This window comes from Oryzihumus sp. JJN4-3R (assembly GCF_057747915.1).
In genome coordinates this window covers 1,223,344-1,244,362 of record NZ_CM173229.1, presented here as the reverse complement: position 1 = coordinate 1,244,362, position 21,019 = coordinate 1,223,344, and the positions used below count along the sequence as shown (strand labels likewise).

Here is a 21,019-nt window from a genome sequence, read left to right as displayed (position 1 = left end):
CCCACCGGCCCGGCCGACCACCGATCTGAGCAGAAAGAGCGATACAACGATGGCGAACTACACCGCCGCTGACATCAAGGCGCTGCGCGAGCAGACCGGCGCCGGCATGCTCGACGTGAAGAAGGCCCTCGACGAGGCCGACGGCGACCGCGCCAAGGCCACCGAGATCCTGCGCGTCAAGGGCCTCAAGGGCGTCACCAAGCGTGAGGGCCGCACCACCTCCAACGGCCTGGTGGCCGCCAAGGCCGCGGGTGGCGTGGGCACCCTGGTCGAGGTCCTGTGCGAGACCGACTTCGTCGCCAAGGGCGACAAGTTCGTCGCCCTGGCCAACCAGGTCCTCGACCAGGCCGTCACGGTCGGCGCTGCCGACGCGGACGCCCTGCTGGACAGCGAGATCGAGCCGGGCAAGACCGTCAAGGTCCTGCTCGACGAGGCCAACGCCACCATCGGCGAGAAGATCGAGGTCAAGCGGGTCGCTCGCCTCGAGGGCCCGACGGTCGTGTCCTACCTGCACAAGACCAGCCCCGACCTGCCGGCGCAGATCGGCGTCCTGGTCGCCACCGAGGGCGGCGACGAGCAGATCGCCAAGGACGTCGCGATGCACATCGCCGCGTTCAGCCCCACCGTGATGACCCGTGACGAGGTCGACGCCGAGACGGTCGAGAACGAGCGTCGCGTCGCCGAGGCCACCGCCAAGGAGGAGGGCAAGCCCGAGGCTGCCCTGCCCAAGATCGTGGAGGGTCGCGTCAACGGCTTCTTCAAGGAGAACGTCCTGCTCGAGCAGCCGTTCGCCAAGGACGCCAAGAAGTCGGTCGCGAAGGTCCTCGAGGAGGCCGGCGCCACCGCGAAGGGCTTCGCCCGCTTCCGCGTCGGCAGCTGACGCACCACTGCACCACCCCGCCGGTATGCCGGTGGGTCGCCGCGGCCCGGCACCTCACCAAGGTGCCGGGCCGCGCTGCGTGCGGGGCCGGGCACCGGCACGGCCATCGGGGCCGGGGGATCGGCACTCCCCGGGAGAAGTCACCGGCCCGCTCCTGTGGACGCAGGCCCCGCGCGGGTGTTTGCTTCCGGTCATGACCCACGCCGTGGACCCCAACACCGCGTGCCTCCTGCGCGACTGGCACGCCGCCGTGAACGCCAAGGACCTGCCGACGGTCCTGCGCCTGTGCACCGAGGACGTGACGGTCGCCGGTCCACGGGGGACCGGCTCCGGCCAGGAGCTGATGCGCGACTGGCTGACCGGCAGCGGCATCCGGCTCAAGCTCGTCTCGCTCAAGGCCCTGGACGACGGCGTGCTCGCCGAGCAGGTCGCGACGTGGCCGTCCGGCGCCGGCCCGGCCGAGCCGGTGCCGTGCGTGACGGTGTTTCACGTCCGGGGCGGCAAGGTGGCCGCCGTGCAGCGCTACGACAGCCTCGAGGCCGCCCAGGCCGCGCGCCTCTGAGAGCCGGCCACCCGGCATACCGGGCGGTCCTGCCGGTCGGGGCCGCGTCGCGGCGGGGACCCCCGCTGTGGAAGGATCGAGCGACCGCTGCATGACCACCCCGGGAGGCCCCGTGTCCGACCTCAGCCCGCACCCGACCTACAAGCGGGTCCTGCTCAAGCTCTCCGGAGAGGTCTTCGGCGGCGGCAAGATCGGCCTCGACCCCGACGTGGTCCACGGCATCGCTGAGCAGATCGCCGAGGCGGTCCGCGAGGGCGTCCAGGTGGCCGTGGTCATCGGCGGCGGCAACTTCTTCCGCGGCACCGAGCTGCAGCAGAAGGGCATGGACCGTACCCGCGCCGACTACATGGGCATGCTGGGCACCGTCCTCAACTGCCTGGCGCTGCAGGACTTCCTCGAGAAGGAGGGGGTCGAGACGCGCGTGCAGACCGCCATCACGATGGGCCAGGTCGCCGAGCCCTACATCCCGCGCCGCGCCATCCGGCACCTGGAGAAGGGCCGCGTCGTGATCTTCGGCGCCGGCGCCGGCATGCCGTTCTTCTCCACCGACACCGTCTCCGCGCAGCGGGCGCTGGAGATCAAGTGCGACGCGGTGCTGATGAGCAAGAACGGCGTCGATGGGGTCTACACCGCCGACCCGCGCACCAACCCGGACGCGAAGAAGCTCGAGCGGGTCTCCTACCAGGATGCCCTGCAGCAGGGGCTGCGCGTGGTGGACGCCGCGGCGTTCAGCCTCTGCATGGAGAACAAGCTGCCGATGATCGTCTTCGGGATGGAGGGCGAGGGCAACGTGGCCCGGGCCGTCCGGGGTGAGAAGATCGGCACGCTCGTCACCGCCGACTGACGCACCACACCTGCGCCCGACCGGGCACGACGAAGCCCGCACCGCCGTTACACCCAACGAGGAGTCCTGATGCTTGACGAAACCCTGCTCGAGGCCGAGGAGAAGATGGAGAAGGCCATCGAGGTCGCCAAGGAGGACTTCGCCAGCATCCGCACCGGCCGGGCCAACCCCGCGCTGTTCACCAAGCTGCTGGTGGACTACTACGGCTCGCCGACCCCGCTGCAGCAGCTGGCCTCCTTCCAGACCCCCGAGGCGCGCACCATCCTCATCACGCCGTTCGACAAGTCGGCGATGCACGAGATCGAGAAGACGCTGCGCGACTCCAACCTGGGCGTCAACCCCAACAACGACGGCGGGGTCATCCGGATCAACCTGCCGGAGCTGACCGAGGAGCGTCGCCGCGAGTACATCAAGCTCGCGCGCCACAAGGGCGAGGAGGCCAAGGTCTCCATCCGCAACATCCGCCGCAAGGCCAAGGAGGAGATGGACCGCCTGGTCAAGGACGGCGAGGTCGGCGAGGACGAGGGTGCCCGCGCCGAGAAGGAGCTCGAGGGCCTGACCAAGAAGTTCGTCGACACCATCGACAGCCTGCTCAAGCACAAGGAAGCCGAGCTCCTCGACGTCTGAGGGCGCTCCGCGCACGCGGTGCCGATGCCATGACCACCTCCCCGTCCTCACGTCGGGAGCGACGCGAAGCCGGCGCGACCGGGCCCCAGGGTCCCGGTCGCGCCAGCCGTCGTTCCTCCGCCCCGGCCAACCCCGGCCGCGCCGCCCGTCGGGCGGCCGCCTCCGCGGACGCCGGGACGGCTGACGCGCGCCCGGTCGAGCCCGAGGCGGTTTCCCGGGCGGAGTCAGGCGCCCGGGCCGGCGGCTCGGGCCGGCGCGCCGCCCCCAAGGACCCGGGCCGGGCCGGACGCAACCTGCCCGCGGCCATCGGCGTGGGCGTCGGCCTCGGTGCGGTCATCGTCGCGAGCCTGTTCATCCGCAAGGAGGCCTTCCTCGTGGTGGCCGTGCTCGCGGCCTGCGCCGGGGTGTGGGAGCTGGTCCAGGGCCTGTCGGCGGGCCGGATCAAGGCCCCGCTGCTGCCCAGCCTCGTCGGCGCCGTGACGATGGTGGTCTCGGCCTACGTCGGCGGCGGTCAGGCGCTCACCGTGGCCTTCGGGCTGACGACGGTGGCGGTGCTGCTCTGGCGGGTTGCCGACGGCCTCGAGGACGCGATGCGCGACATCGCCGGGGGCATCTTCGTCGCGGCCTACGTGCCGCTGCTCGCGTCGTTCGCCTCGTTGATGCTCGCCGAGAGGGACGGGCCCTGGCGGATCTTCGTCTTCGTCCTGCTCACCGTCTGCAGCGACGTGGGTGGCTACGCGGTGGGGGTGCTGTTCGGCAAGCACCCGATGGCGCCCTCGGTCAGCCCGAAGAAGTCCTGGGAGGGCTTCTCCGGGTCCGCGCTCACCTGCGTGCTCGGCGGGGTCATCTCCGTGGTCGTCATCTTCCACGTCGCCTGGTGGGTCGGGGTGGTGCTCGGCCTGGCCGCGGTCGTGGCCGCCACGCTCGGCGACCTGTCGGAGTCGATGATCAAGCGCGACCTCGGCATCAAGGACATGGGCACGCTGCTGCCCGGCCACGGCGGGGTGATGGACCGGCTGGACTCGTTGCTGCTGGTGGCCCCGGTCGTGTGGGCCCTGCTGGCCGTGTTTGTCCCGGCCCACTGACGGCTGAGACACTGGACGGGATGTCCGAGCGCCCCGCCCCCACCGCCCTGCCCGAGCCGACCCGTCGGCCGGCGCCCGGTCAGCTGACCTTCGCCGCACCCCGCCGGGGCAAGCCCCCGCAGCACCTGGCCGACCTCGCGCCGGAGGAGCGCAAGGCGGCGGTCGAGTCGCTGGGTCACAAGGGCTTCCGGGCCAAGCAGCTCTCGACGCACTACTTCGAGCGGCTGGTCGACTCCCCGGAGGAGATGACCGACCTGCCCAAGGCGATCCGCGACGAGCTGGTCGCCGGGCTGCTGCCGCAGCTGATCACCCCGGTCCGCACCGTCACCGCCGATGCGGGTGCCACGGTCAAGTCCGTGTGGCGGCTGCACGACGGCGCCCTCGTGGAGAGCGTCACCATGCGCTACCCCAACCGGGTCACCATCTGCGTCTCCAGCCAGGCCGGCTGCGGCATGAACTGCCCGTTCTGCGCCACCGGCCAGGAGGGCCTGACCCGCAACATGTCGGCGGCCGAGATCGTGGAGCAGGTCGTCGCGGCCGCCCGGTCGCTGCGCCGGGGTGAGGTCGCCGGCGGGCGCGAGGACGCCCCGCTGCGGGTGAGCAACGTGGTGTTCATGGGCATGGGCGAGGCGCTGGCCAACTACAAGGCCGCGATCGGCGCCATCCGCCGGCTGACCGACAAGGCCCCCGACGGCCTGGGCATGTCGGCCCGGGGCATCACGATGTCGACGGTCGGGCTCGTCCCCGGCATCGACAAGCTGGCCGCCGAGGGCATCCCGGTCACCCTCGCCCTCTCGCTGCACGCCCCCGACGACGAGCTGCGCGACGAGCTCGTGCCGATCAACACCCGCTGGAAGGTCGACGAGGCCCTCGACGCGGCCTACCGCTACTTCGAGGCCACGGGTCGCCGGGTGAGCATCGAGTACGCCCTCATCAAGGACATCAACGACCAGGCGTGGCGGGCCGACCTGCTCGGCGACAAGCTCAACGCCCGCGGCCGTGGCTGGGTGCACGTCAACCCGATCCCGCTCAACCCCACCCCCGGGTCGAAGTGGACCGCCTCGCGCAAGGGCGTCGAGCAGCAGTTCGTCGAGCGGCTGCGCGCCCACGGCGTCCCGACGACGATCCGCGACACCCGCGGCAGCGAGATCGACGGCGCCTGCGGCCAGCTGGCCGCCGCCACCGCCTGACCCTCCTCGGGACGGGGGTCGGCTCAGCGTGGCTCGTGGGCGAGGCGGTGCAGGCAGGTCAGGTAGCGCCGGATCGCCACCCGCTGCACCGCCCGCGTGGCCGGCGGCACGACCTGGGACCACCACCGGTCGCCCCGGCTGAAGGCGCTGACGGTGAACCGCACCGTGCCCTCGACGTCCTCCACGAGGAAGGACTCCTCCCCGGCCTCGGGGTGGCCCGGCAGGGTGCCGTAGGCGAACCCGACCCGACCCGGCTCCTCCAGCGTCCACACGACGCGGCACGGCACGGGCAGGGCGAGGCGGCCCACGCCGAGCCGGCCGAGCACCTCCGCGCCCTCGGTGACCCGCGGCGACGTGCTCGCCGGACTCAGCCCGAACGCCGCGTGCAGCCGCCACGTCATCAGCGCCTCGCCGGCTCGCGCCAGCACGTCTGGACCCTCGCCGAGGTCGCGGCCCATGCTCACCGTGGGGTACCCGGGCGGGAACGCCCCGGTGCGGGTGCCGCCGACGCCGGGATAGGTGAGGGCCACCCCGGCCAGGTCGCTCAGCTGCATGACGCCACCACCTCGACCGCCTCGGCCACGTCGTCGACGAGGTGCACGGCAGCGCCCATCGACCGGCCCCCACCCAGGGCCTGCAGGGCGGCCCAGACCGGTATGCCGTGGCTCCAGTGCTCGCGTCCCACCAGGACCAGCGGGGCCGGGTCCGCTCCTTCGCCGGCGTAGTACAGCCGCGTGGCGGCCTGGAAGACCTCCTGCACCGTGCCGGCGGCGCCGGGCAGGACGACCACCCCGGCGGTGCACCGGGACAGCAGGCCGTCCTCGCGGATGGCGTTGCTGAAGAACTTGGCGACGCCGTCGCAGAAGACGTTGGGCGGCTCGTGCCCGTAGAACCAGGTGGGCATGCCGACGCTGCGCACCGCCGCGCCATCGGCCGGCGCGAGGTCCTCCCGGACGGCGAGGCCGACCCGGGCCCAGTCGCCGACGTCGGGCTGGAAGCCGGGCACCGCGGCCAGTCGCTCGACCGCGCCGTCGAGCCGGCCACCGTCGCGGCAGAACGCCCCGAGGTTGGCCGCCTCCATCGCGCCAGGTCCGCCGCCGGTCATCACGACCAGCCCGGCGGCCGCCAGGTCGTGGCCCAGCCGGGCCGCCTGCCGGTAGTCGGCCGAGCCGCGGGCGAAGGCGTGCCCGCCCATGACCCCGACCACCCGCTGGCGGGCGAGCAGCTCGTCGAGGGCGTCGCCGATGCTGTCGTCGTGGATGGCCCGCAGCAGGGTCACGAAGACGTCGCCACGGACCCGGGCGTCGGAGAACCAGGCGTACGCGCGGGCGTCGGCCGTGGCGGCGTACCCGTCGGACGCCAGCCCGGCATACAGCTCCTCCGGGCTGTAGAGCCTGGCCCGGTAGGGGTGGACCGGGGTGAGCGGGTCGTTGGGGAAGATGAGCGCACCATGGGCGCGCAGGTGCGCCTCGAGGGTGGGGGTGAGCTCGCCGCCGAGGACCACGACGCCCTCGAGGTCGGTGTGCCGCAGGAGCGCGGCCTCCCGCTGGCGCAGGTCCAGGTCCTGCAGCCGCAGGCCGCGCAGCGGGGTGTGTCGCGACAGGGCGCTGTCCAGTGCGGCCAGCGTCTCGATCTCGCGCATCAGCGCTCCCGGGTGGGGCGCTCGACGAGCCCGAGCACCCGGTCGACGGCGATCTCGAGCACCACGCGGCGAGGGTTGGCGCGAGGCTCGCGGTAGCGCACGGCATACCGGCGCTCGGCGTCGTGGACGGCGGCCGCGTCGGTGAGCACCCGGGACGGCCCCTCGAGGGAGAGCCAGCGCCAGCCGTCGACCTGGCACAGCACCGCCCGGCCGCCGTCGGCGTTGCGCGCCTTGCGGGTCGGGCCGCCGGTGATGACCCGGGCGACCCTGGCCTCCTCGTCCCAGGTGAAGCCGACCGGCACCACGTGCGGGCTGCCGTCCGGGCGCAGGGTGGTCAGCGTCGCCAGGTGGCGTTCGGCCAGGAAGGCCAGGGCGGCTTCGGGCAGGGCGCGGGGGTCGAGGGCCACGGGGGTCAGCCTCGCAGACCGGTCAACCACCGTGGTCACCGCGGCGGCCGGGGCGAGGGATCGGCCCGACGACGAACGACGGACGACGGGTGGCCCGCAGCGGGCCGGGGGGTGAGGATGGCGCCATGACCGACGCCCTGACCGACGGCGCGTACGCCCGGGCCCACCGACGCAGCCTCGAGGACCCCGAAGGGTTCTGGGGTCAGGCGGCCCGCGACATCGACTGGATCACCCGGCCGACGCGGGCGCTGGACGCCGACACCCCGCCGTTCTACCGGTGGTTCCCCGGCGGCCGGCTCAACACCTGCTTCAACGCGCTGGACCGGCACGTGGTCGCCGGGCGCGCGGACCAGCCGGCGCTGCACTACGACAGCCCGGTGACCGGCACGGCGCGGACGCTGACCTACGCGCAGCTGCTGGACCTTGTGGCGCGGTTCGCCGGGGCGCTGCGGGGCCTGGGGGTGGAGAAGGGCGACCGGGTCGTCATCTACATGCCGATGGTGCCCGAGGCGGTCGTCGCCATGCTCGCCTGCGCCCGGATCGGCGCCGTGCACTCGGTGGTCTTCGGTGGGTTCGCCCCGGGGGAGCTCGCCGCGCGGATCGAGGACGCCGCCCCGCGGGTGGTCGTCGCCGCCTCGTGCGGGATCGAGCCGACGCGGGTGGTGGAGTACAAGCCGATGCTCGACGCCGCCATCGAGCGCTCCGCGCACAAGCCCGAGCACTGCGTCATCCTCCAGCGCGAGCAGGCGCGGGCGTCGATGGGCGAGCGCGACCTGGACTGGGCCTCGCTGATGCACCCCGACGCCACCCAGCCCGCCGGGTGCGTCCCGGTCGAGGCCACCGACCCGCTCTACGTCCTCTACACCTCCGGCACGACCGGCCGGCCCAAGGGGATCGTGCGCGACAACGGCGGCCACGCGGTGGCGCTGCGCTGGTCGATGACCAACGTCTTCGGGGTGCGCCCGGGCGAGACCTGGTTCACCGCCAGCGACGTCGGCTGGGTCGTCGGGCACTCCTACATCGTCTACGCGCCGCTGCTGACCGGCTGCACGACCGTCCTGTACGAGGGCAAGCCGGTCGGCACCCCGGACGCGGGGGCGTTCTGGCGGATCGTGGCGCAGTACGGCGTCGCGGCGATGTTCACCGCCCCCACCGCGATCCGGGCGATCAAGAAGGAGGACGCGGGCGGTGCGCTGATGGCCGGGCACGACCTGTCCTCGCTGCGCACCCTGTTCCTGGCGGGGGAGCGGCTCGACCCTGACACCTGGGCGTGGGCCTCCGAGCGCCTCGGCGTGCCGGTGGTCGACAACTGGTGGCAGACCGAGACCGGCTGGCCGATCGCGGCGAACCCCCGCGGCCTGCAGCCGCTGCCGATCAAGCCCGGCTCACCGACCGTGCCGGTCCCCGGGTATGCCGTGCAGGTGCTCGACGAGCGCGGCGCCCCGGTGCCGGCCGGGGTGGAGGGGGCGATCTGCCTGAAGCTGCCGATGCCGCCGGGGACGCTGCCGACCCTGTGGCAGGACGACGATCGGTACCGGGCGTCCTACCTGTCGGCCTACGAGGGCTACTACCTGACCGGCGACGGCGGCTACCTCGACGAGGACGGCTACCTGTTCGTCATGGGCCGCACCGACGACGTGCTCAACGTCGCCGGCCACCGCCTCTCGACCGGCTCGCTGGAGGCGGCGCTCGCGGGCCACCCGGCGGTGGCCGAGTGCGCGGTGATCGGCGTGGCCGACCCGCTCAAGGGCCAGGTCCCACGGGCCCTGGTCGTGCTCAAGGCCGGCGTCGACACCTCGGCCGAGGGCGCCGAGGAGGCGCTGCGTGCCGAGCTGGTGCAACGGGTGCGCGACGAGGTGGGCCCGGTCGCGGCGCTGCACCGCGTGGACATCGTCGGCGGCCTGCCCAAGACGCGCTCGGGCAAGATCCTGCGCAAGACGATGCGGGAGCTGGCCGACGGGGCGGTCCCCGCGGTGCCCAGCACGATCGAGGACGCCTCGGTCCTGGACCGTCTGGGGCCGGTGCTGCGGGGGGAGTGACCCGCCCGCTCAGACCGCGGGTCGAGCGACGACCGAGAGCCAGCCGGTCGGGGTGTCCTCACGCGCGTCGAGGTGGACCACGCGCCAGCCGGTGGAGGCCAGCACGTCACGCAGGGCGGGCGCGTGCCAGTAGGTGAAGTGGCGCGGCTGGTCCAGCTTGTGCGTGCTCCAGGCCTCGCCGTCGCCCTCCTTGACGGTGAACACGAGCATCCCCCGGCTGGTGAGGTGCGGGAGCATGCGGGCCAGGACGCCCATGAGCTCGGCGCGGCTGAAGTGCAGGAACACCGCGTTGGCGTAGATGACGTCCCAGGTGCCGCGCACGTCCTCGGTGAGCACGTTGAGGCGGTCCGCCCGCAGGCCACGCTGGCGCAGGAGCGAGACGAAGGCGTTCGCGGCGTCCGTGCGCTGCACGGTGTAGCCGCGGTCCTCGAGCAGGTCGGCGTCGCGCCCGGTGGCGCTGCCGATCTCCAGCAGCGAGGCCGGGGGTGGCACGTGGGCGACGACCCGGTCCAGCAGGGCGGTCAGGTGGGGCGGGGGTGTGGTCGGGGTGCCCGCCACGTAGGCCTCGGCGGCGCGCTCGTAGGCCTCGAGCGTCGCGCTGTTGGCGCTGTCCTGGGGCGGGTTCATGCCGCGACCCTATGGGCGCGGGACCGGGCGCGTCCGGCGCTCGGTCGAGGTGTCCGATACGTCCCTCCGTCCGCATAGTGGTCCAACCACTTGATGAGTTGATGTCTGGGTCCTACCGTCGGTCCCCATGAGCCAAGGTTTCGCGCCGGTGCCCCGCCAGTCCGTGTCGGACTCGGTCTTCGACGAGCTGCGGGCCGCCGTGCTCGACGGCCGGTTCGCCCCGGGGGAGCTGCTGCCGCCGGAGCGCCAGCTCGCCGAGTCCTTCGCCGTCAACCGGCATGCCGTCCGCGAGGCGGTCAAGCGCCTCCAGCAGGCGGGCTTCGTCCGGGTCGTCCACGGCGGGGGCACCGCGGTGCTGGACGTGCGCCGGACCGCCGGCCTGGACCTGCTGGCCCACCTCGCACTGGCCGAGGGGGAGCCGCTCACCCGCGTGATCCGCGACGGCCTGGAGATGCGGCGCTGCATCGGCGTCGAGGCGGCCCGCCTGGCCGCGACCCGGGCCGACGCCGCGGCGAGGCGGCGCATCGTCGCCGCCGCCACGGCATACAGCGGGGTGGACGCAGGCGGGGACGGCACCGACCGCGCGTTCTGGGCGGAGGTGGTCGACGCCAGCGACAACCTGGCCTTCCGGCTGGGGCTCAACAGCCTGGTGCACGCCATCGACGCGCACCCCGAGCTGATGGACGAGCTCCTCGCCGACGACCGCACGGACGCCACCTCGCACGCCGACCTGGCCGGCGCCATCGCCGACGGGGACGCGGGGCGGGCCGCCGAGGTCGCCGACGCGATCCTGGGCCAGGCCCTCGCGGCGCTGGAGCGGCACACCCGCCGGGCCGCCCGGCGTCGGACCCGGAGCGCATGATGGTCGACCTCATCCTGACCGCGGTCCCGTTCTTCCTGCTGTTCATCGCCCTGGAGGTCGGCTCGCTCTGGCTCGCGCCGGACGACGACGAGGTCGGCTACGAGGTCCGCGACACGGCCACGAGCCTGTCGATGGGCATCGGCAGCGTGGTCGTCGGCATCGGCTACAAGGCGCTGGCGCTGGTCGTCTACGCAGCCGTGTGGGAGCTGACGCCGCTGCGGCTGGACACCGGGCTGTGGTGGACCTGGGTGGTCGTCTTCTTCGTGGAGGACCTGGCCTACTACTGGTACCACCGGGCCCACCACGAGGTGCGCATCCTCTGGGCCAGCCACGTCGTCCACCACTCCAGCCAGCGCTACAACCTCTCGACCGCGCTACGCCAGACGTGGACGCCGTTCAGCGGGCTGCCGTTCTGGCTGCCGCTGGCGGTGATCGGCGTGCCGCCGTGGGCGATCTTCCTGCAGCAGTCGGTCAGCCTGCTCTACCAGTTCTTCCTGCATACCGAGCGGGTCGACCGGCTGCCGCGCCCGGTCGAGTGGGTGATGAACACGCCCTCGCACCACCGGGTGCACCACGGCTCCAACCAGGCCTACCTGGACCGCAACTACGGCGGCATCCTCATCGTCTGGGACCGGCTGTTCCGCTCGTTCGAGGCCGAGGGGGAGCGGGTCGTCTACGGCCTGACCAAGCAGCTGCGCAGCCACAACCCGGTGGTGGTGGCGACCCACGAGTACCTCAGCATCTGGCGCGACGTGCGCGCGGCCGCCCACTGGGGTGACCGGGTGCGCCACCTCGTCCGCGGCCCCGGCTGGCGCCCCAGCTGACCGTCACCCCTCGGCGGTATGCGCGGGTGGCCGCGTGCCTCGGCGGCGCTCGTGTCAGTGGCCGGTCAGGGCGGACAAGGCCCGGCCGAGGACGGCCGGGCGGTGGGTGAGTCGCTCCTCGGTGTCGGCGAGGGTCGCCAGGCGCAGGCCGGCGTTGACGCCGAGCCACCGCGCGGGCTCCGGCTCCCACCGGCGAGAGCGGTGGTCGACCCATGGCAGCCGGGTCAGCGCGGTGTCGGACCCGGTCACGAGGTCGGCGAGCGTGCGGCCGGCGAGGTTTGCGGTGGCGACGCCGTCACCGACGTAGCCACCGGCCCAGCCCGTGCCGGTGGCCCGGTCCAGCCCGACGCTGGGGTGCCAGTCGCGCGCGATACCAAGGGGTCCGCCCCAGGCGTGGGTGAAGGCGGCGTCCCCGATGGCCGGGAGCATGGCGCGCAGCGACGTGCGGAGGGTGGCGAACACGCCCCCGTCCTGGTCGAACCCGGGCCGGATGCCAGACCCGAAGTGGTAGGGGGCGCCGCGGCCGCCGAAGACGAGTCGGTCGTCGGCGGTGCGCTGGCCGTAGACGATGACGTGCCGGTGCTCGCTGAACGTCTCCCGCCGCTGCAGTCCGATCGCGTCCCAGGTGCTCGCGGGCAGGGGAGCGGTTGCGACGACGAGGCTGTAGACCGGGGCGACGACCCGGCGCAGCCCCGGCAGCCGGGCGCTCCACGCCTCGGTGGCGCGGATGACGTGGCGGGCCCGCACGACCGGTCCACCGGCGACCTGCACCCGGCGCTCGCCGATGGTGCTCACCCGGGTGCCCTCGACGATGCGGCCACCGCGGGCCTCGACAGCCGCGGCGAGCCCGGTCACCAGGCGGAAGGGGTGGATGCGGGCGCAGTTCGGGTTGAACGTCGCACCCGAGAGGCCTTGTGCCGCAAGGCGTTCGCGCGCCTCGTCCGGCTCCAGCCAGACGGTGCCGGTGCCCCAGTGGGCCGCCTCCTCGGCCTCGAGTTTCGCGCGGGCAGCCTGGGCGCGGCCGCGCGCCACGACGACCGTGCCGCCCTTGGAGAAGTGGCAGTCGAAGCCCTCGGCCGTGGCGACCCGGCCGACCTCGTCGACGCTCTCGCGCAGCGCCGCGTGCTGGGCCCGGGCGGCCGGCTCGCCGTGCTCCGCGGCCAGGGTGGCGGCACCCACGGGGTAGAGCGCCGAGCACCAGCCGCCGTTGCGCCCGCTGGCGCCGAAGCCGACGTGCTCGGCCTCGAGCACCAGCACGCTCAGCGAGGGGTCGGCCTCGAGCAGGTAGTACGCGGTCCACAGCCCGGTGTAGCCGGCGCCGACGACGCACACGTCGACGACCTCGTTGCCGGTGAGCGCCGGTCGGGTGCGCCGGGCCTCCAGCCCCTCCCACCACAACGGCGCGAGCGGGGCAGGGGGTGCGGGGTCACGCGGGGTCGTGGTCCTGCGCAGTGCCGACATGCCGCCACGCTAGTTGAGGCATCCCGCGAGAGGACACCGCCTGGCCCGCATGCCCGGGCCCTCGCGCGGGCCGGGCCGAAACGCCGGCCGACCGATGTTTGCTCATTCCAGACCGCTTTGCGCGCTCGAAAGAGGGGCCTGAAGCGGCCTGGGCTGAGCAAACCGGCCTGGGGTGAGCAAAGGTCGGCGGGCTCCTTGCGCACGTTCCCCGGGCCGAGGCGCACGAGAAGGCCCTGACCCGGGCAGGGGAACCGGGTCAGGGCCGTCTCGGTGCGTCCGGCCGGGGCCTACAGGTGCTTCTCGGCCTCGGTGAGGACGCCGCGCAGGCGCTGCTCGATGTCGTCGAACTCGGCCTGGCCGATGATCAGCGGCGGGGCCAGCTGGATGACCGGGTCGCCGCGGTCGTCGGCGCGGCAGTAGAGGCCGGCGTCGAACAGCGCCTTGGAAAGGAACCCACGCAGCAGCCGCTCGGACTCGGCGTCGTCGAACGTCTCCCGGGTCGCCTTGTCCTTGACCAGCTCGATCCCGTAGAAGTAGCCCTCGCCGCGGACGTCACCGACGAGCGGGAGGTCGAGCAGCTTCTCCAGGGAGGCGCGGAACTTCGGGGCGTTCTCGTGCACGTGGGCGTTGAGGCCCTCGCGCTCGAAGATGTCGAGGTTCTCCATGGCCACCGCCGCGGAGACCGGGTGGCCGCCGAAGGTGTAGCCGTGCGGGAAGTAGTTCGTGCCCTGCTTGAACGGCTCGAACAGCCGGTCGCTGGCGATCATCGCGCCGATGGGGGAGTAGCCCGAGGTCATGCCCTTGGCGCAGGTGATGATGTCGGGGGTGTAGCCGAAGTCGTTGCAGGCGAACATGTCGCCGATCCGGCCGAAGGCGCAGATGGTCTCGTCGGAGACGAGCAGCACGTCGTACTCGTCGCAGATCTCGCGGACCCGCTCGAAGTAGCCCTCCGGCGGCGGGAAGCACCCGCCGGAGTTCTGCACCGGCTCCAGGAAGACGGCGGCGACGGTGTCGGGACCCTCGAACTCGATCGCCTCGGCGATGCGGTCGGCGGCCCAGCGGCCGAAGGCCTTGTTGTCCTCGCGCAGGTGCTCGGGCGCGCGGTACATGTTGGTGTTGGGGACCTTGAACGCACCCGGGACCAGCGGCTCGAACATCTCCTTGGCCGCGGGGATGCCGGTGATGGACAGCGCGCCCTGCGGGGTGCCGTGGTAGGCGACGTTGCGGCTGATCACCTTGTGCTTGGTGGGCTTGCCGACGAGCTTGTAGTACTGCTTGGCCAGCTTCCAGGCCGTCTCGACCGCCTCGCCGCCCCCGGTGGTGAAGAAGACGCGGTTGAGGTCGCCGGGGGTGTGCTGGGTCAGCCGCTCGGCCAGCTCGATGGCCCGCGGGTGGGCGTAGGACCACAGCGGGAAGAACGCCAGCTCGCGCGCCTGCCGGGCCGCCGCCTCGGCGAGCTCGCTGCGGCCGTGGCCGACCTGGACGACGAACAGGCCGGCGAGGCCGTCGAGGTAGCGCTTGCCCCGGTCGTCCCAGATGTAGGCGCCCTCGCCGCGGGTGATGATCGGCACGGTGTGGCCGGCGCCGCCCTCGCTGCGGTCCTCGAAGGTGGAGTGGCGCGTGAAGTGCATCCACAGGTGGTCACGGGCCGCCTCCGAGTAGAGCGTGCCGGTAGGCGTCCGCAGGTCGGACGAAGGCTCGTAGACGGGTGTGGGCTCGGTCATCTGGTACCCCAGTTGTAGTGCTGTTTGTTGAGTTTGAGATAGACGAACGTCTCGGTGGTCTGCACCCCGGAGAGGGTGCGGATGCGCCGGCTGAGCAGGTCGAGCAGCTCGTCGTCGTCCTCGCAGACGACCTCGGCGAGCAGGTCGAAGCTGCCGGCGGTGGTGACGACGTAGGACACCTCGGGCATCGCGGAGAGGGCGTCGGCCACGTGCGCCATGTCGCCGTCGACGCGGATCCCGATCATCGCCTGGCGGCGGAAGCCCACCTGGAGCGGATCGGTGACGGCGACGATCTGCATCACCTCGGCGTCGAGCAGGCGCTGGACCCGCTGGCGGACCGCGGCCTCGGACAACCCGATGTTCTTGGCGATCGTGGCGTAGGACTGCCGGCCGTCCTCCTGCAGGTGCTCGATGATCGCCTTCGCGACGTCGTCGAGCCCGGCGCCGTTGGCGCGGCGTTCGGTCGGCCGTCCGGGGGACGGCGCCGACCTGCGAGGAGAGCCCACGCCCTGCATCGTGGCGGTATGCCGTGTGGTTTGGCAAGTCTGTGTGCTACGGAATCAGTTGCTGTGAGTCGCCCAATGCTACGGATTCGTTAACTTCGACCGGCTGACTCTGTTGGAATGGGCCGGATTGTGGTTACAGTGCGACACACCGGTATCCGCACCGACCAGGAGCGTTTCTCGTGACTTCCAGCCCCCGTGTCCTGCGCAACTTCGTCAACGGCGAGTACGTCGACGCCGAGACGGTCGCCGTGGCCAACATCGTCAGCCCGGTGACCGCGCAGGTCGTCGCCCAGGCCCCGGTCTCCGGCGCGGCGGATGTCGACCGCGCCTACGCCGCGGCGTCGAAGGCGTTCGAGACCTGGGGCGACACGACGCCCAGCGAGCGCCAGCAGGCCATGAGCCGCTTCGCCGACGCGATCGAGAAGCGGGGCGACGAGCTCGTCCGGCTCGAGGCCGAGAACACCGGCAAGCCCCTCGCGCTCACCGCGAGCGAGGAGATCCCGCCGATGGTCGACCAGCTGCGGTTCTTCGCCGGCGCGGCCCGGGTGCTCGAGGGTCGGGCCGCGGGTGAGTACATGAAGGGTCACACCAGCTGGATCCGTCGGGAGCCGATCGGGGTCATCGGCCAGGTCACCCCGTGGAACTACCCGATGATGATGGCCGTCTGGAAGATCGGTCCGGCCCTGGCCGCCGGCAACACGATCGTCCTCAAGCCGAGCGACACCACGCCCGAGACGACGCTGCTGATGGCCGAGATCGCCTCCGAGTTCTTCCCGCCCGGCGTGTTCAACGTCGTCCTCGGCGACCGGGACACCGGGCGCGCGCTGGTCGAGCACGCCACTCCGGCCATGGTCGCCATCACCGGGTCGGTCCGCGCCGGGATGCAGGTCGCCGAGAGCGCCTCGCGCGACCTCAAGCGGGTCCACCTCGAGCTTGGCGGCAAGGCGCCGGTCGTCGTCTTCGACGACGCGGACATCGAGTCGGCCGTCGAGGCGATCGCCACCGCCGGCTACTTCAACGCCGGCCAGGACTGCACCGCCGCCACCCGCGTGCTCGTGGAGGGCGGCATCCACGACGAGTTCGTGGCCGCCCTGGCGGAGTATGCGCGGGACAACGCCAAGGTCGGCCTGCCCGACGACGAGGACGCGCTCTTCGGCCCGGTCAACAACGCCACGCAGCTGGCCAACGTCGAGGGCTTCCTGCACCGCCTGCCCGACCACGCGATGATCGCCACCGGTGGCAAGCGCGTCTCCGGCCTCGGCGACGGCTACTTCCTCGAGCCCACCGTCATCTCCGGCCTGCAGCAGGACGACGAGGTGATCCAGAAGGAGATCTTCGGCCCGGTCATCACCGCCCAGCGCTTCACCGACGAGGCCACGGCCCTCGAGTGGGCCAACGGCGTGCAGTACGGCCTGGCGAGCAGCGTGTGGACCAAGGACTTCGGCCGCGCGATGCGGATGAGCAAGCGCCTGGACTTCGGCTGCGTGTGGATCAACACGCACATCCCCATCGTCGCCGAGATGCCGCACGGGGGCTTCAAGCACAGCGGCTACGGCAAGGACCTGTCCATGTACGGCTTCGAGGACTACACGCGCATCAAGCACGTGATGGCCAACATCGACAGCTGACCCCGCCTGGCCCCCGTCGAAGGAGAACGACCGATGAACGAGCAGAACCCCACGTTCCCACCCGAGATGACGGCGGCCCTGGCGCGCGGCCTCGTCTCGCGCCGGACCCTGATGAGCGGTGCGGCGGGTGTGGCCGCGGTGGCCGCCCTGGCGGCGTGCGGGTCCAAGGGACGGGCCCCGACCGGGGGCGGGACCCCGACCGCCAAGGCGGCGGCGAAGGACCTCTCCGACACCGAGAAGGTCGTCAACTGGTCGAACTGGCCCGAGTACATCGACGTCAACGACAAGAACCAGACCCACCCCACGATCGACGCGTTCACCAAGCAGACCGGGATCAAGGTCAACTACACCGAGGACTACAACGACAACGACGAGTTCTACGCCAAGGTGCGCCCGCTGCTGGCCGCCGGCAAGGACACCGGCCGTGACGTGTGGGTCAGCACCGACTGGATGGCCTCGCGCCTGATCCGCCTCGGCTACGCCCAGAAGCTCGACCTGGCCAACATCCCCAACCACAACAACGTCGAGGACTCGCTGCTCAACGTCCCCTGGGACCCGGGCCGCCTCTACACCCTGCCGTGGCAGAGCGGGTTCGCCGGCATCGCGTGGAACCCCAAGGCCACCGGCGGCAAGAAGGTCGAGTCCGTCGACCAGCTGCTGACCGACCCGGCGCTCAAGGGGAAGGTCACCCTGCTCACCGAGATGCGCGACACCGTCGGCCTGGTCCTCATGGCCCTGGGCAAGAAGCTGGCCTCCTTCACCGACGCCGACTTCGACGCGGCGATCGCCGAGCTGCAGAAGGCCAAGGACGCCGGCCAGATCAAGGGCTTCACCGGCAACGAGTACACCAAGCCGCTCGCGGCGGGCGACACCGCGGCCTGCTTCGCGTGGACCGGCGACGTGGTGCAGCTCAAGGCGGACAACCCCAACCTGGGCTACGCCCTGCCCTCGACCGGCTTCACCCTCTGGTCGGACAACTTCGTCATCCCGGCGCTCGCGCAGCACAAGAAGAACGCCGAGCGGCTGATCAACTACTACTACGACCCGAAGGTGATGGCCCAGGTGGTCGACTACATCAACTACATCGCGACCGTGAAGGGGGCCAAGGAGTACCTCGTCAAGCAGGACCCGTCGGTGGCGCAGAACCCCCTGATCTTCCCCAGCCCCGAGGTGCTGGCGAAGTCCCAGGTGTTCAAGGGCCTCGATGCCGCGACGGAGACGAAGTACAACAAGAAGTTCCAGGCGCTGATCTCCGGCTGACATGGCAACCGACACCGCAGGAGACCTGCGACTCACCGACGTCACCAAGCGCTACGAGACCTTCACCGCGGTCGACGACCTCAGCCTGGTCATCCCGCAGGGCTCGTTCTTCGCCCTGCTCGGCCCGTCCGGCTGCGGCAAGACGACGACCCTGCGGATGGTCGCCGGTCTCGAGCAGCCGACCGTCGGCCGGATCAACATCGGCGACCGGGACATCACCGACACCAAGGCCTACCAACGCAACGTCAACACGGTGTTCCAGAGCTATGCGCTCTTCCCGCACCTGAACATCGTGGACAACGTCGCGTTCGGGCTGCGCCGCCGTGGCGTCAAGGACTACCGCACCAAGGCGATGGAGGCCCTCGAGCTGGTCCAGCTCGCCCACATCGCCAAGAAGAAGCCGACCCAGCTCTCCGGCGGCATGCAGCAGCGCGTGGCCCTGGCCCGGGCGATCGTCAACCGGCCCGACGTGCTCCTGCTCGACGAGCCGCTCGGTGCGCTCGACCTGAAGCTGCGCCGCCAGATGCAGATCGAGCTCAAGCGGATCCAGTCCGAGGTGGGCCTCACGTTCGTGCACGTCACCCACGACCAGGAGGAGGCCATGACCATGGCCGACACCATCGCGGTGATGAACGCCGGGCGCCTGGAGCAGGTGGGCGACCCGGGCCTGCTCTACGAGAAGCCGGCCACGACCTTCGTCGCGAACTTCCTGGGCCAGTCCAACCTGCTCCAGGCCGAGGTGGTCGGCACCCCCGGGGCCCTGGCCGACCTCGACGTGCACGGCGTCAAGCTGCGCCTGCCCGTGGAGCGGCTCGTGGCGGGGGTGTCCACGATGTGGCTGGGCGTCCGCCCCGAGAAGCTGCGCCTCGTCGACGGCGCCGGAGCGCACGCCGAGGACGGGCTCAACACGCTGACCGGCACGGTCACCGACGCCTCGTTCACGGGTCTGGCGACCAACTACCTGGTCCGGCTGCCCTGGGGCCAGGAGCTCGCCGTCGTGCAGCAGAACGACGGTATGCCGCGTGCCTCCGTGGGTGCCCCGGTGACCCTCGCCTGGGCTCCCGAGCACGGGTTCGCCCTGGACTCCCGGCAGGACGCGCACGCCGGCGCCCAGGACCAGGCCGACGAGCTCGGGGTCTCGTAGTGGCCGAGATCGGCGCCCTGGCGGCCGCGAGCGAGCACAAGGAGCCCGCGAAGCGGGGCCGCTGGACGCCATACCTGCTGCTCGTGCCCGGGCTGCTGTGGCTGGTCATCTTCTTCGTGCTGCCCACACTGTCCCTGGCCTCCCAGTCGCTGCAGACCGGCTCGGTCGACACCGGCTACACGCTGACGTGGAACTGGCAGACCTACACCGAGGCGTTCTCGCTGTACTGGCCGCAGTTCCTCCGATCGCTCATCTACGCCGGGTCGGCGACGGTGCTGGCGCTGGTGCTGGGCTACCCGCTGGCCTACTTCATCGCGCAGAAGGCGGGGCGCTGGAAGAACCTGCTGCTGGTCGCGGTGATCGCGCCGTTCTTCACCAGCTTCCTCATCCGGACGCTGGCGTGGCAGATCATCCTCAACAACGACGGCGTGGTGACCAAGGCCGCCCAGGCGATCCACTTCACCACGCTGCTGCAGTGGCTGCACCTGACCAGCACCGACCAGCTGATGAGCTCACCGTTCGCGGTGATCTGCGGGCTGACCTACAACTTCCTGCCGTTCATGATCCTGCCGCTCTACGCCAACCTCGAGCGGCTCGACCCGCGGCTGGTGGAAGCCGCCCACGACCTCTACGCCGCGCCGGTGGACTCCTTCCGGCGCGTGATCTGGCCGCTGTCGCTGCCGGGCGTGGTGGCGGGCACCCTGCTGACGTTCATCCCGGCAGCCGGTGACTACATCAACTCGCGGCTGCTGGGCAGCACCCAGACGGTCATGATCGGGCAGGTCATCGACGGGCAGTTCCTGCAGGTGCTGGACTACCCGACGGCCGCCGCCCTGTCGTTCGTGCTCATGCTGACGATCGTGGTGCTGGTGGCGCTGTACGTGCGCCGCAGCGGCACCGAGGAGCTGGTCTGACATGGGATGGATCCGCCGGCACGTCCTCGCCATCGTCGCGTTCCTGGTCATGTTCTACATGCTCCTGCCGAACATGGTCGTCATCCTGTTCTCCTTCAACAAGCCCAACGGCCGCTACAACTACCAGTGGACCCGGTTCTCCCTGGACGCCTGGCTCCACCCGTGCGGTGCCGCCGGCATGTGCCCGGCGCTCGGCCTGAGCCTGCAGATCGGGATCATCGCCTCGGTGGTGGCCACGATCCTGGGCACCGCCGTGGCCTTCGCCCTCGGCCGCTACCGGTTCCGGGGCCGCGCCGGCACCAACCTGCTCATCTTCATGCCGATGGCCACGCCCGAGGTCGTCATGGGCTCCAGCCTGCTGACCCTCTTCATCGCCCTCGGCATCCCCACCGGGCGCACGACGATCCTCATCGCGCACATCATGTTCTGCCTGTCCTTCGTCGTGGTCACCGTCAAGGCGCGCATCGCCTCGCTCGACCCACGCCTGGAGCAGGCGGCCGCCGACCTGTTCGCCAACGAGTACCAGACGTTCACCAAGGTCACGTTGCCGCTGGTGGCGCCCGGCATCGCTGCTGGTGCGCTGCTGTCCTTCTCGCTCAGCTTCGACGACTACATCATCACCAACTTCAACGCGAGCCCCGCGTCGGTGACCTTCCCGATGTACGTCTGGGGCGCGGCCCAACGCGGTACACCGGTGCAGATCAACGTGATCGGCACGGTGATGTTCCTGGCTTCCCTGCTGATCGTGGGCGCGGCCCAGCTGGTCGGCAACCGACGCGCAAGGGTGGCGTGA

Annotated in this window: 21 protein-coding genes; 14 read left to right on the top strand and 7 right to left on the bottom strand. The window is 71.6% G+C overall.

Going from position 1 to position 21,019, the window contains the following annotated elements; all coding sequences use genetic code 11:
* Positions 1-49: 49 nt before the first annotated feature.
* From tsf to rlmN, 6 genes are all read left to right on the top strand, one after another.
* Positions 50-880 carry a translation elongation factor Ts gene (gene tsf / locus AC3ANM_RS05580; protein ID WP_488287156.1) on the top strand — a complete coding sequence of 277 codons (831 nt, stop codon included), beginning with the start codon at positions 50-52 and terminating at the stop codon, positions 878-880.
* A 193-nt stretch (positions 881-1,073) separates the two neighbouring features.
* On the top strand, positions 1,074-1,442 hold the full coding sequence (locus tag AC3ANM_RS05575; protein ID WP_488287155.1) for a nuclear transport factor 2 family protein: 369 nt from the start codon (positions 1,074-1,076) through the stop codon (positions 1,440-1,442).
* A 112-nt stretch (positions 1,443-1,554) separates the two neighbouring features.
* Entirely contained in the window at positions 1,555-2,286 is a 732-nt protein-coding gene (pyrH, locus tag AC3ANM_RS05570; RefSeq protein WP_488287154.1) for a UMP kinase, read from the top strand.
* Positions 2,287-2,355: 69 nt separating this feature from the next.
* Positions 2,356-2,913, top strand: a complete 558-nt coding sequence (frr, locus tag AC3ANM_RS05565; protein WP_488287153.1) for a ribosome recycling factor — start codon at positions 2,356-2,358, stop codon at positions 2,911-2,913.
* A 29-nt stretch (positions 2,914-2,942) separates the two neighbouring features.
* The gene (locus AC3ANM_RS05560; RefSeq protein WP_488287152.1) at positions 2,943-3,998 is read left to right on the top strand and encodes a phosphatidate cytidylyltransferase; all 1,056 of its coding nucleotides are present in this window, start codon (positions 2,943-2,945) and stop codon (positions 3,996-3,998) included.
* A 20-nt stretch (positions 3,999-4,018) separates the two neighbouring features.
* Positions 4,019-5,188 carry a dual-specificity RNA methyltransferase RlmN gene (gene rlmN / locus AC3ANM_RS05555; RefSeq protein ID WP_488287151.1) on the top strand — a complete coding sequence of 390 codons (1,170 nt, stop codon included), beginning with the start codon at positions 4,019-4,021 and terminating at the stop codon, positions 5,186-5,188.
* A gap of 23 nt (positions 5,189-5,211) precedes the next feature.
* On the opposite strand, the gene AC3ANM_RS05550 is transcribed toward rlmN, so the two are convergent.
* Genes AC3ANM_RS05550 through AC3ANM_RS05540 form a run of 3 tightly spaced genes read right to left on the bottom strand, consistent with a single transcriptional unit; the run spans position 5,212 to position 7,237 of the window.
* Positions 5,212-5,742, bottom strand: coding sequence for a DUF1990 domain-containing protein (locus tag AC3ANM_RS05550; RefSeq protein WP_488287150.1), 531 nt, complete (start codon positions 5,740-5,742; stop codon positions 5,212-5,214).
* A complete protein-coding gene (locus tag AC3ANM_RS05545; protein WP_488287149.1) occupies positions 5,733-6,830 on the bottom strand; it encodes an LOG family protein in 1,098 nt (365 codons plus the stop codon). The genes AC3ANM_RS05550 and AC3ANM_RS05545 overlap by 10 nt, the downstream gene beginning before the upstream one ends.
* Positions 6,830-7,237, bottom strand: a complete 408-nt coding sequence (locus AC3ANM_RS05540) for a TIGR03618 family F420-dependent PPOX class oxidoreductase (protein ID WP_488287148.1) — start codon at positions 7,235-7,237, stop codon at positions 6,830-6,832. The genes AC3ANM_RS05545 and AC3ANM_RS05540 overlap by 1 nt, the downstream gene beginning before the upstream one ends.
* Before the next feature lie 125 nt (positions 7,238-7,362).
* Here AC3ANM_RS05540 and AC3ANM_RS05535 point away from each other — a divergent pair, with 125 nt between their 5' ends.
* Positions 7,363-9,276, top strand: coding sequence for a propionyl-CoA synthetase (locus tag AC3ANM_RS05535; RefSeq protein WP_488287147.1), 1,914 nt, complete (start codon positions 7,363-7,365; stop codon positions 9,274-9,276).
* 9 nt (positions 9,277-9,285) lie between these two features.
* Here the strand turns inward: AC3ANM_RS05535 and AC3ANM_RS05530 are convergent, their stop codons facing one another.
* Positions 9,286-9,903 (bottom strand): class I SAM-dependent methyltransferase, encoded by a 618-nt coding sequence (locus AC3ANM_RS05530; RefSeq protein ID WP_488287146.1) that lies wholly within the window; start codon positions 9,901-9,903, stop codon positions 9,286-9,288.
* Positions 9,904-10,030: 127 nt separating this feature from the next.
* Between AC3ANM_RS05530 and AC3ANM_RS05525 the strand changes: the two genes are divergently transcribed.
* Together AC3ANM_RS05525 and AC3ANM_RS05520 are read left to right on the top strand one after the other, a co-directional pair.
* Entirely contained in the window at positions 10,031-10,765 is a 735-nt protein-coding gene (locus AC3ANM_RS05525) for a FadR/GntR family transcriptional regulator (RefSeq protein ID WP_488287145.1), read from the top strand.
* Complete coding sequence (locus tag AC3ANM_RS05520) at positions 10,765-11,589, top strand: sterol desaturase family protein (RefSeq protein ID WP_488287144.1); 825 nt, start codon at positions 10,765-10,767, stop codon at positions 11,587-11,589. Before AC3ANM_RS05525 ends, AC3ANM_RS05520 begins: the two co-directional genes overlap by 1 nt.
* A 54-nt stretch (positions 11,590-11,643) precedes the next feature.
* Here AC3ANM_RS05520 and AC3ANM_RS05515 read toward each other — a convergent pair whose 3' ends face one another.
* The 3 genes from AC3ANM_RS05515 to AC3ANM_RS05505 all read right to left on the bottom strand — a co-directional run bounded on the left by AC3ANM_RS05515 (position 11,644) and on the right by AC3ANM_RS05505 (position 15,280).
* Positions 11,644-13,050 (bottom strand): NAD(P)/FAD-dependent oxidoreductase, encoded by a 1,407-nt coding sequence (locus AC3ANM_RS05515; protein ID WP_488287143.1) that lies wholly within the window; start codon positions 13,048-13,050, stop codon positions 11,644-11,646.
* Between the two features lie 287 nt (positions 13,051-13,337).
* Positions 13,338-14,774: an aspartate aminotransferase family protein gene (locus AC3ANM_RS05510; protein WP_488287142.1), complete on the bottom strand. Its 1,437-nt coding sequence runs from the start codon at positions 14,772-14,774 to the stop codon at positions 13,338-13,340.
* Positions 14,771-15,280, bottom strand: coding sequence for an Lrp/AsnC family transcriptional regulator (locus AC3ANM_RS05505; protein WP_488287141.1), 510 nt, complete (start codon positions 15,278-15,280; stop codon positions 14,771-14,773). Before AC3ANM_RS05505 ends, AC3ANM_RS05510 begins: the two co-directional genes overlap by 4 nt.
* 179 nt (positions 15,281-15,459) lie before the next feature.
* Here AC3ANM_RS05505 and AC3ANM_RS05500 point away from each other — a divergent pair, with 179 nt between their 5' ends.
* Genes AC3ANM_RS05500 through AC3ANM_RS05480 form a run of 5 tightly spaced genes read left to right on the top strand, consistent with a single transcriptional unit; the run spans position 15,460 to position 21,019 of the window.
* Positions 15,460-16,908, top strand: coding sequence for a gamma-aminobutyraldehyde dehydrogenase (locus tag AC3ANM_RS05500; RefSeq protein WP_488287140.1), 1,449 nt, complete (start codon positions 15,460-15,462; stop codon positions 16,906-16,908).
* Positions 16,909-16,941: 33 nt separating this feature from the next.
* Complete coding sequence (locus AC3ANM_RS05495; protein WP_488287139.1) at positions 16,942-18,168, top strand: polyamine ABC transporter substrate-binding protein; 1,227 nt, start codon at positions 16,942-16,944, stop codon at positions 18,166-18,168.
* Between the two features lies 1 nt (position 18,169).
* Positions 18,170-19,312 carry an ABC transporter ATP-binding protein gene (locus AC3ANM_RS05490; RefSeq protein WP_488287138.1) on the top strand — a complete coding sequence of 381 codons (1,143 nt, stop codon included), beginning with the start codon at positions 18,170-18,172 and terminating at the stop codon, positions 19,310-19,312.
* Entirely contained in the window at positions 19,312-20,226 is a 915-nt protein-coding gene (locus AC3ANM_RS05485) for an ABC transporter permease (protein ID WP_488287137.1), read from the top strand. Before AC3ANM_RS05490 ends, AC3ANM_RS05485 begins: the two co-directional genes overlap by 1 nt.
* A gap of 1 nt (position 20,227) precedes the next feature.
* Positions 20,228-21,019: an ABC transporter permease gene (locus AC3ANM_RS05480; protein ID WP_488287136.1), complete on the top strand. Its 792-nt coding sequence runs from the start codon at positions 20,228-20,230 to the stop codon at positions 21,017-21,019.

Excerpts from the sequence above, each read along its gene's own strand:
- AC3ANM_RS05560 (WP_488287152.1), top strand. The coding sequence starts at position 2,943 with ATGACCACCTCCCCGTCCTCACGTCGGGAGCGACGCGAAGCCGGCGCG.
- tsf (WP_488287156.1), top strand. The coding sequence starts at position 50 with ATGGCGAACTACACCGCCGCTGACATCAAGGCGCTGCGCGAGCAGACC.
- AC3ANM_RS05535 (WP_488287147.1), top strand. The coding sequence starts at position 7,363 with ATGACCGACGCCCTGACCGACGGCGCGTACGCCCGGGCCCACCGACGC.
- AC3ANM_RS05545 (WP_488287149.1), bottom strand. The coding sequence starts at position 6,830 with ATGCGCGAGATCGAGACGCTGGCCGCACTGGACAGCGCCCTGTCGCGA.
- AC3ANM_RS05575 (WP_488287155.1), top strand. The coding sequence starts at position 1,074 with ATGACCCACGCCGTGGACCCCAACACCGCGTGCCTCCTGCGCGACTGG.
- AC3ANM_RS05510 (WP_488287142.1), bottom strand. The coding sequence starts at position 14,774 with ATGACCGAGCCCACACCCGTCTACGAGCCTTCGTCCGACCTGCGGACG.
- AC3ANM_RS05550 (WP_488287150.1), bottom strand. The coding sequence starts at position 5,742 with ATGCAGCTGAGCGACCTGGCCGGGGTGGCCCTCACCTATCCCGGCGTC.
- AC3ANM_RS05480 (WP_488287136.1), top strand. The coding sequence starts at position 20,228 with ATGGGATGGATCCGCCGGCACGTCCTCGCCATCGTCGCGTTCCTGGTC.
- AC3ANM_RS05515 (WP_488287143.1), bottom strand. The coding sequence starts at position 13,050 with ATGTCGGCACTGCGCAGGACCACGACCCCGCGTGACCCCGCACCCCCT.
- AC3ANM_RS05490 (WP_488287138.1), top strand. The coding sequence starts at position 18,170 with ATGGCAACCGACACCGCAGGAGACCTGCGACTCACCGACGTCACCAAG.
- AC3ANM_RS05520 (WP_488287144.1), top strand. The coding sequence starts at position 10,765 with ATGGTCGACCTCATCCTGACCGCGGTCCCGTTCTTCCTGCTGTTCATC.
- AC3ANM_RS05530 (WP_488287146.1), bottom strand. The coding sequence starts at position 9,903 with ATGAACCCGCCCCAGGACAGCGCCAACAGCGCGACGCTCGAGGCCTAC.
- rlmN (WP_488287151.1), top strand. The coding sequence starts at position 4,019 with ATGTCCGAGCGCCCCGCCCCCACCGCCCTGCCCGAGCCGACCCGTCGG.
- AC3ANM_RS05525 (WP_488287145.1), top strand. The coding sequence starts at position 10,031 with ATGAGCCAAGGTTTCGCGCCGGTGCCCCGCCAGTCCGTGTCGGACTCG.
- AC3ANM_RS05495 (WP_488287139.1), top strand. The coding sequence starts at position 16,942 with ATGAACGAGCAGAACCCCACGTTCCCACCCGAGATGACGGCGGCCCTG.
- frr (WP_488287153.1), top strand. The coding sequence starts at position 2,356 with ATGCTTGACGAAACCCTGCTCGAGGCCGAGGAGAAGATGGAGAAGGCC.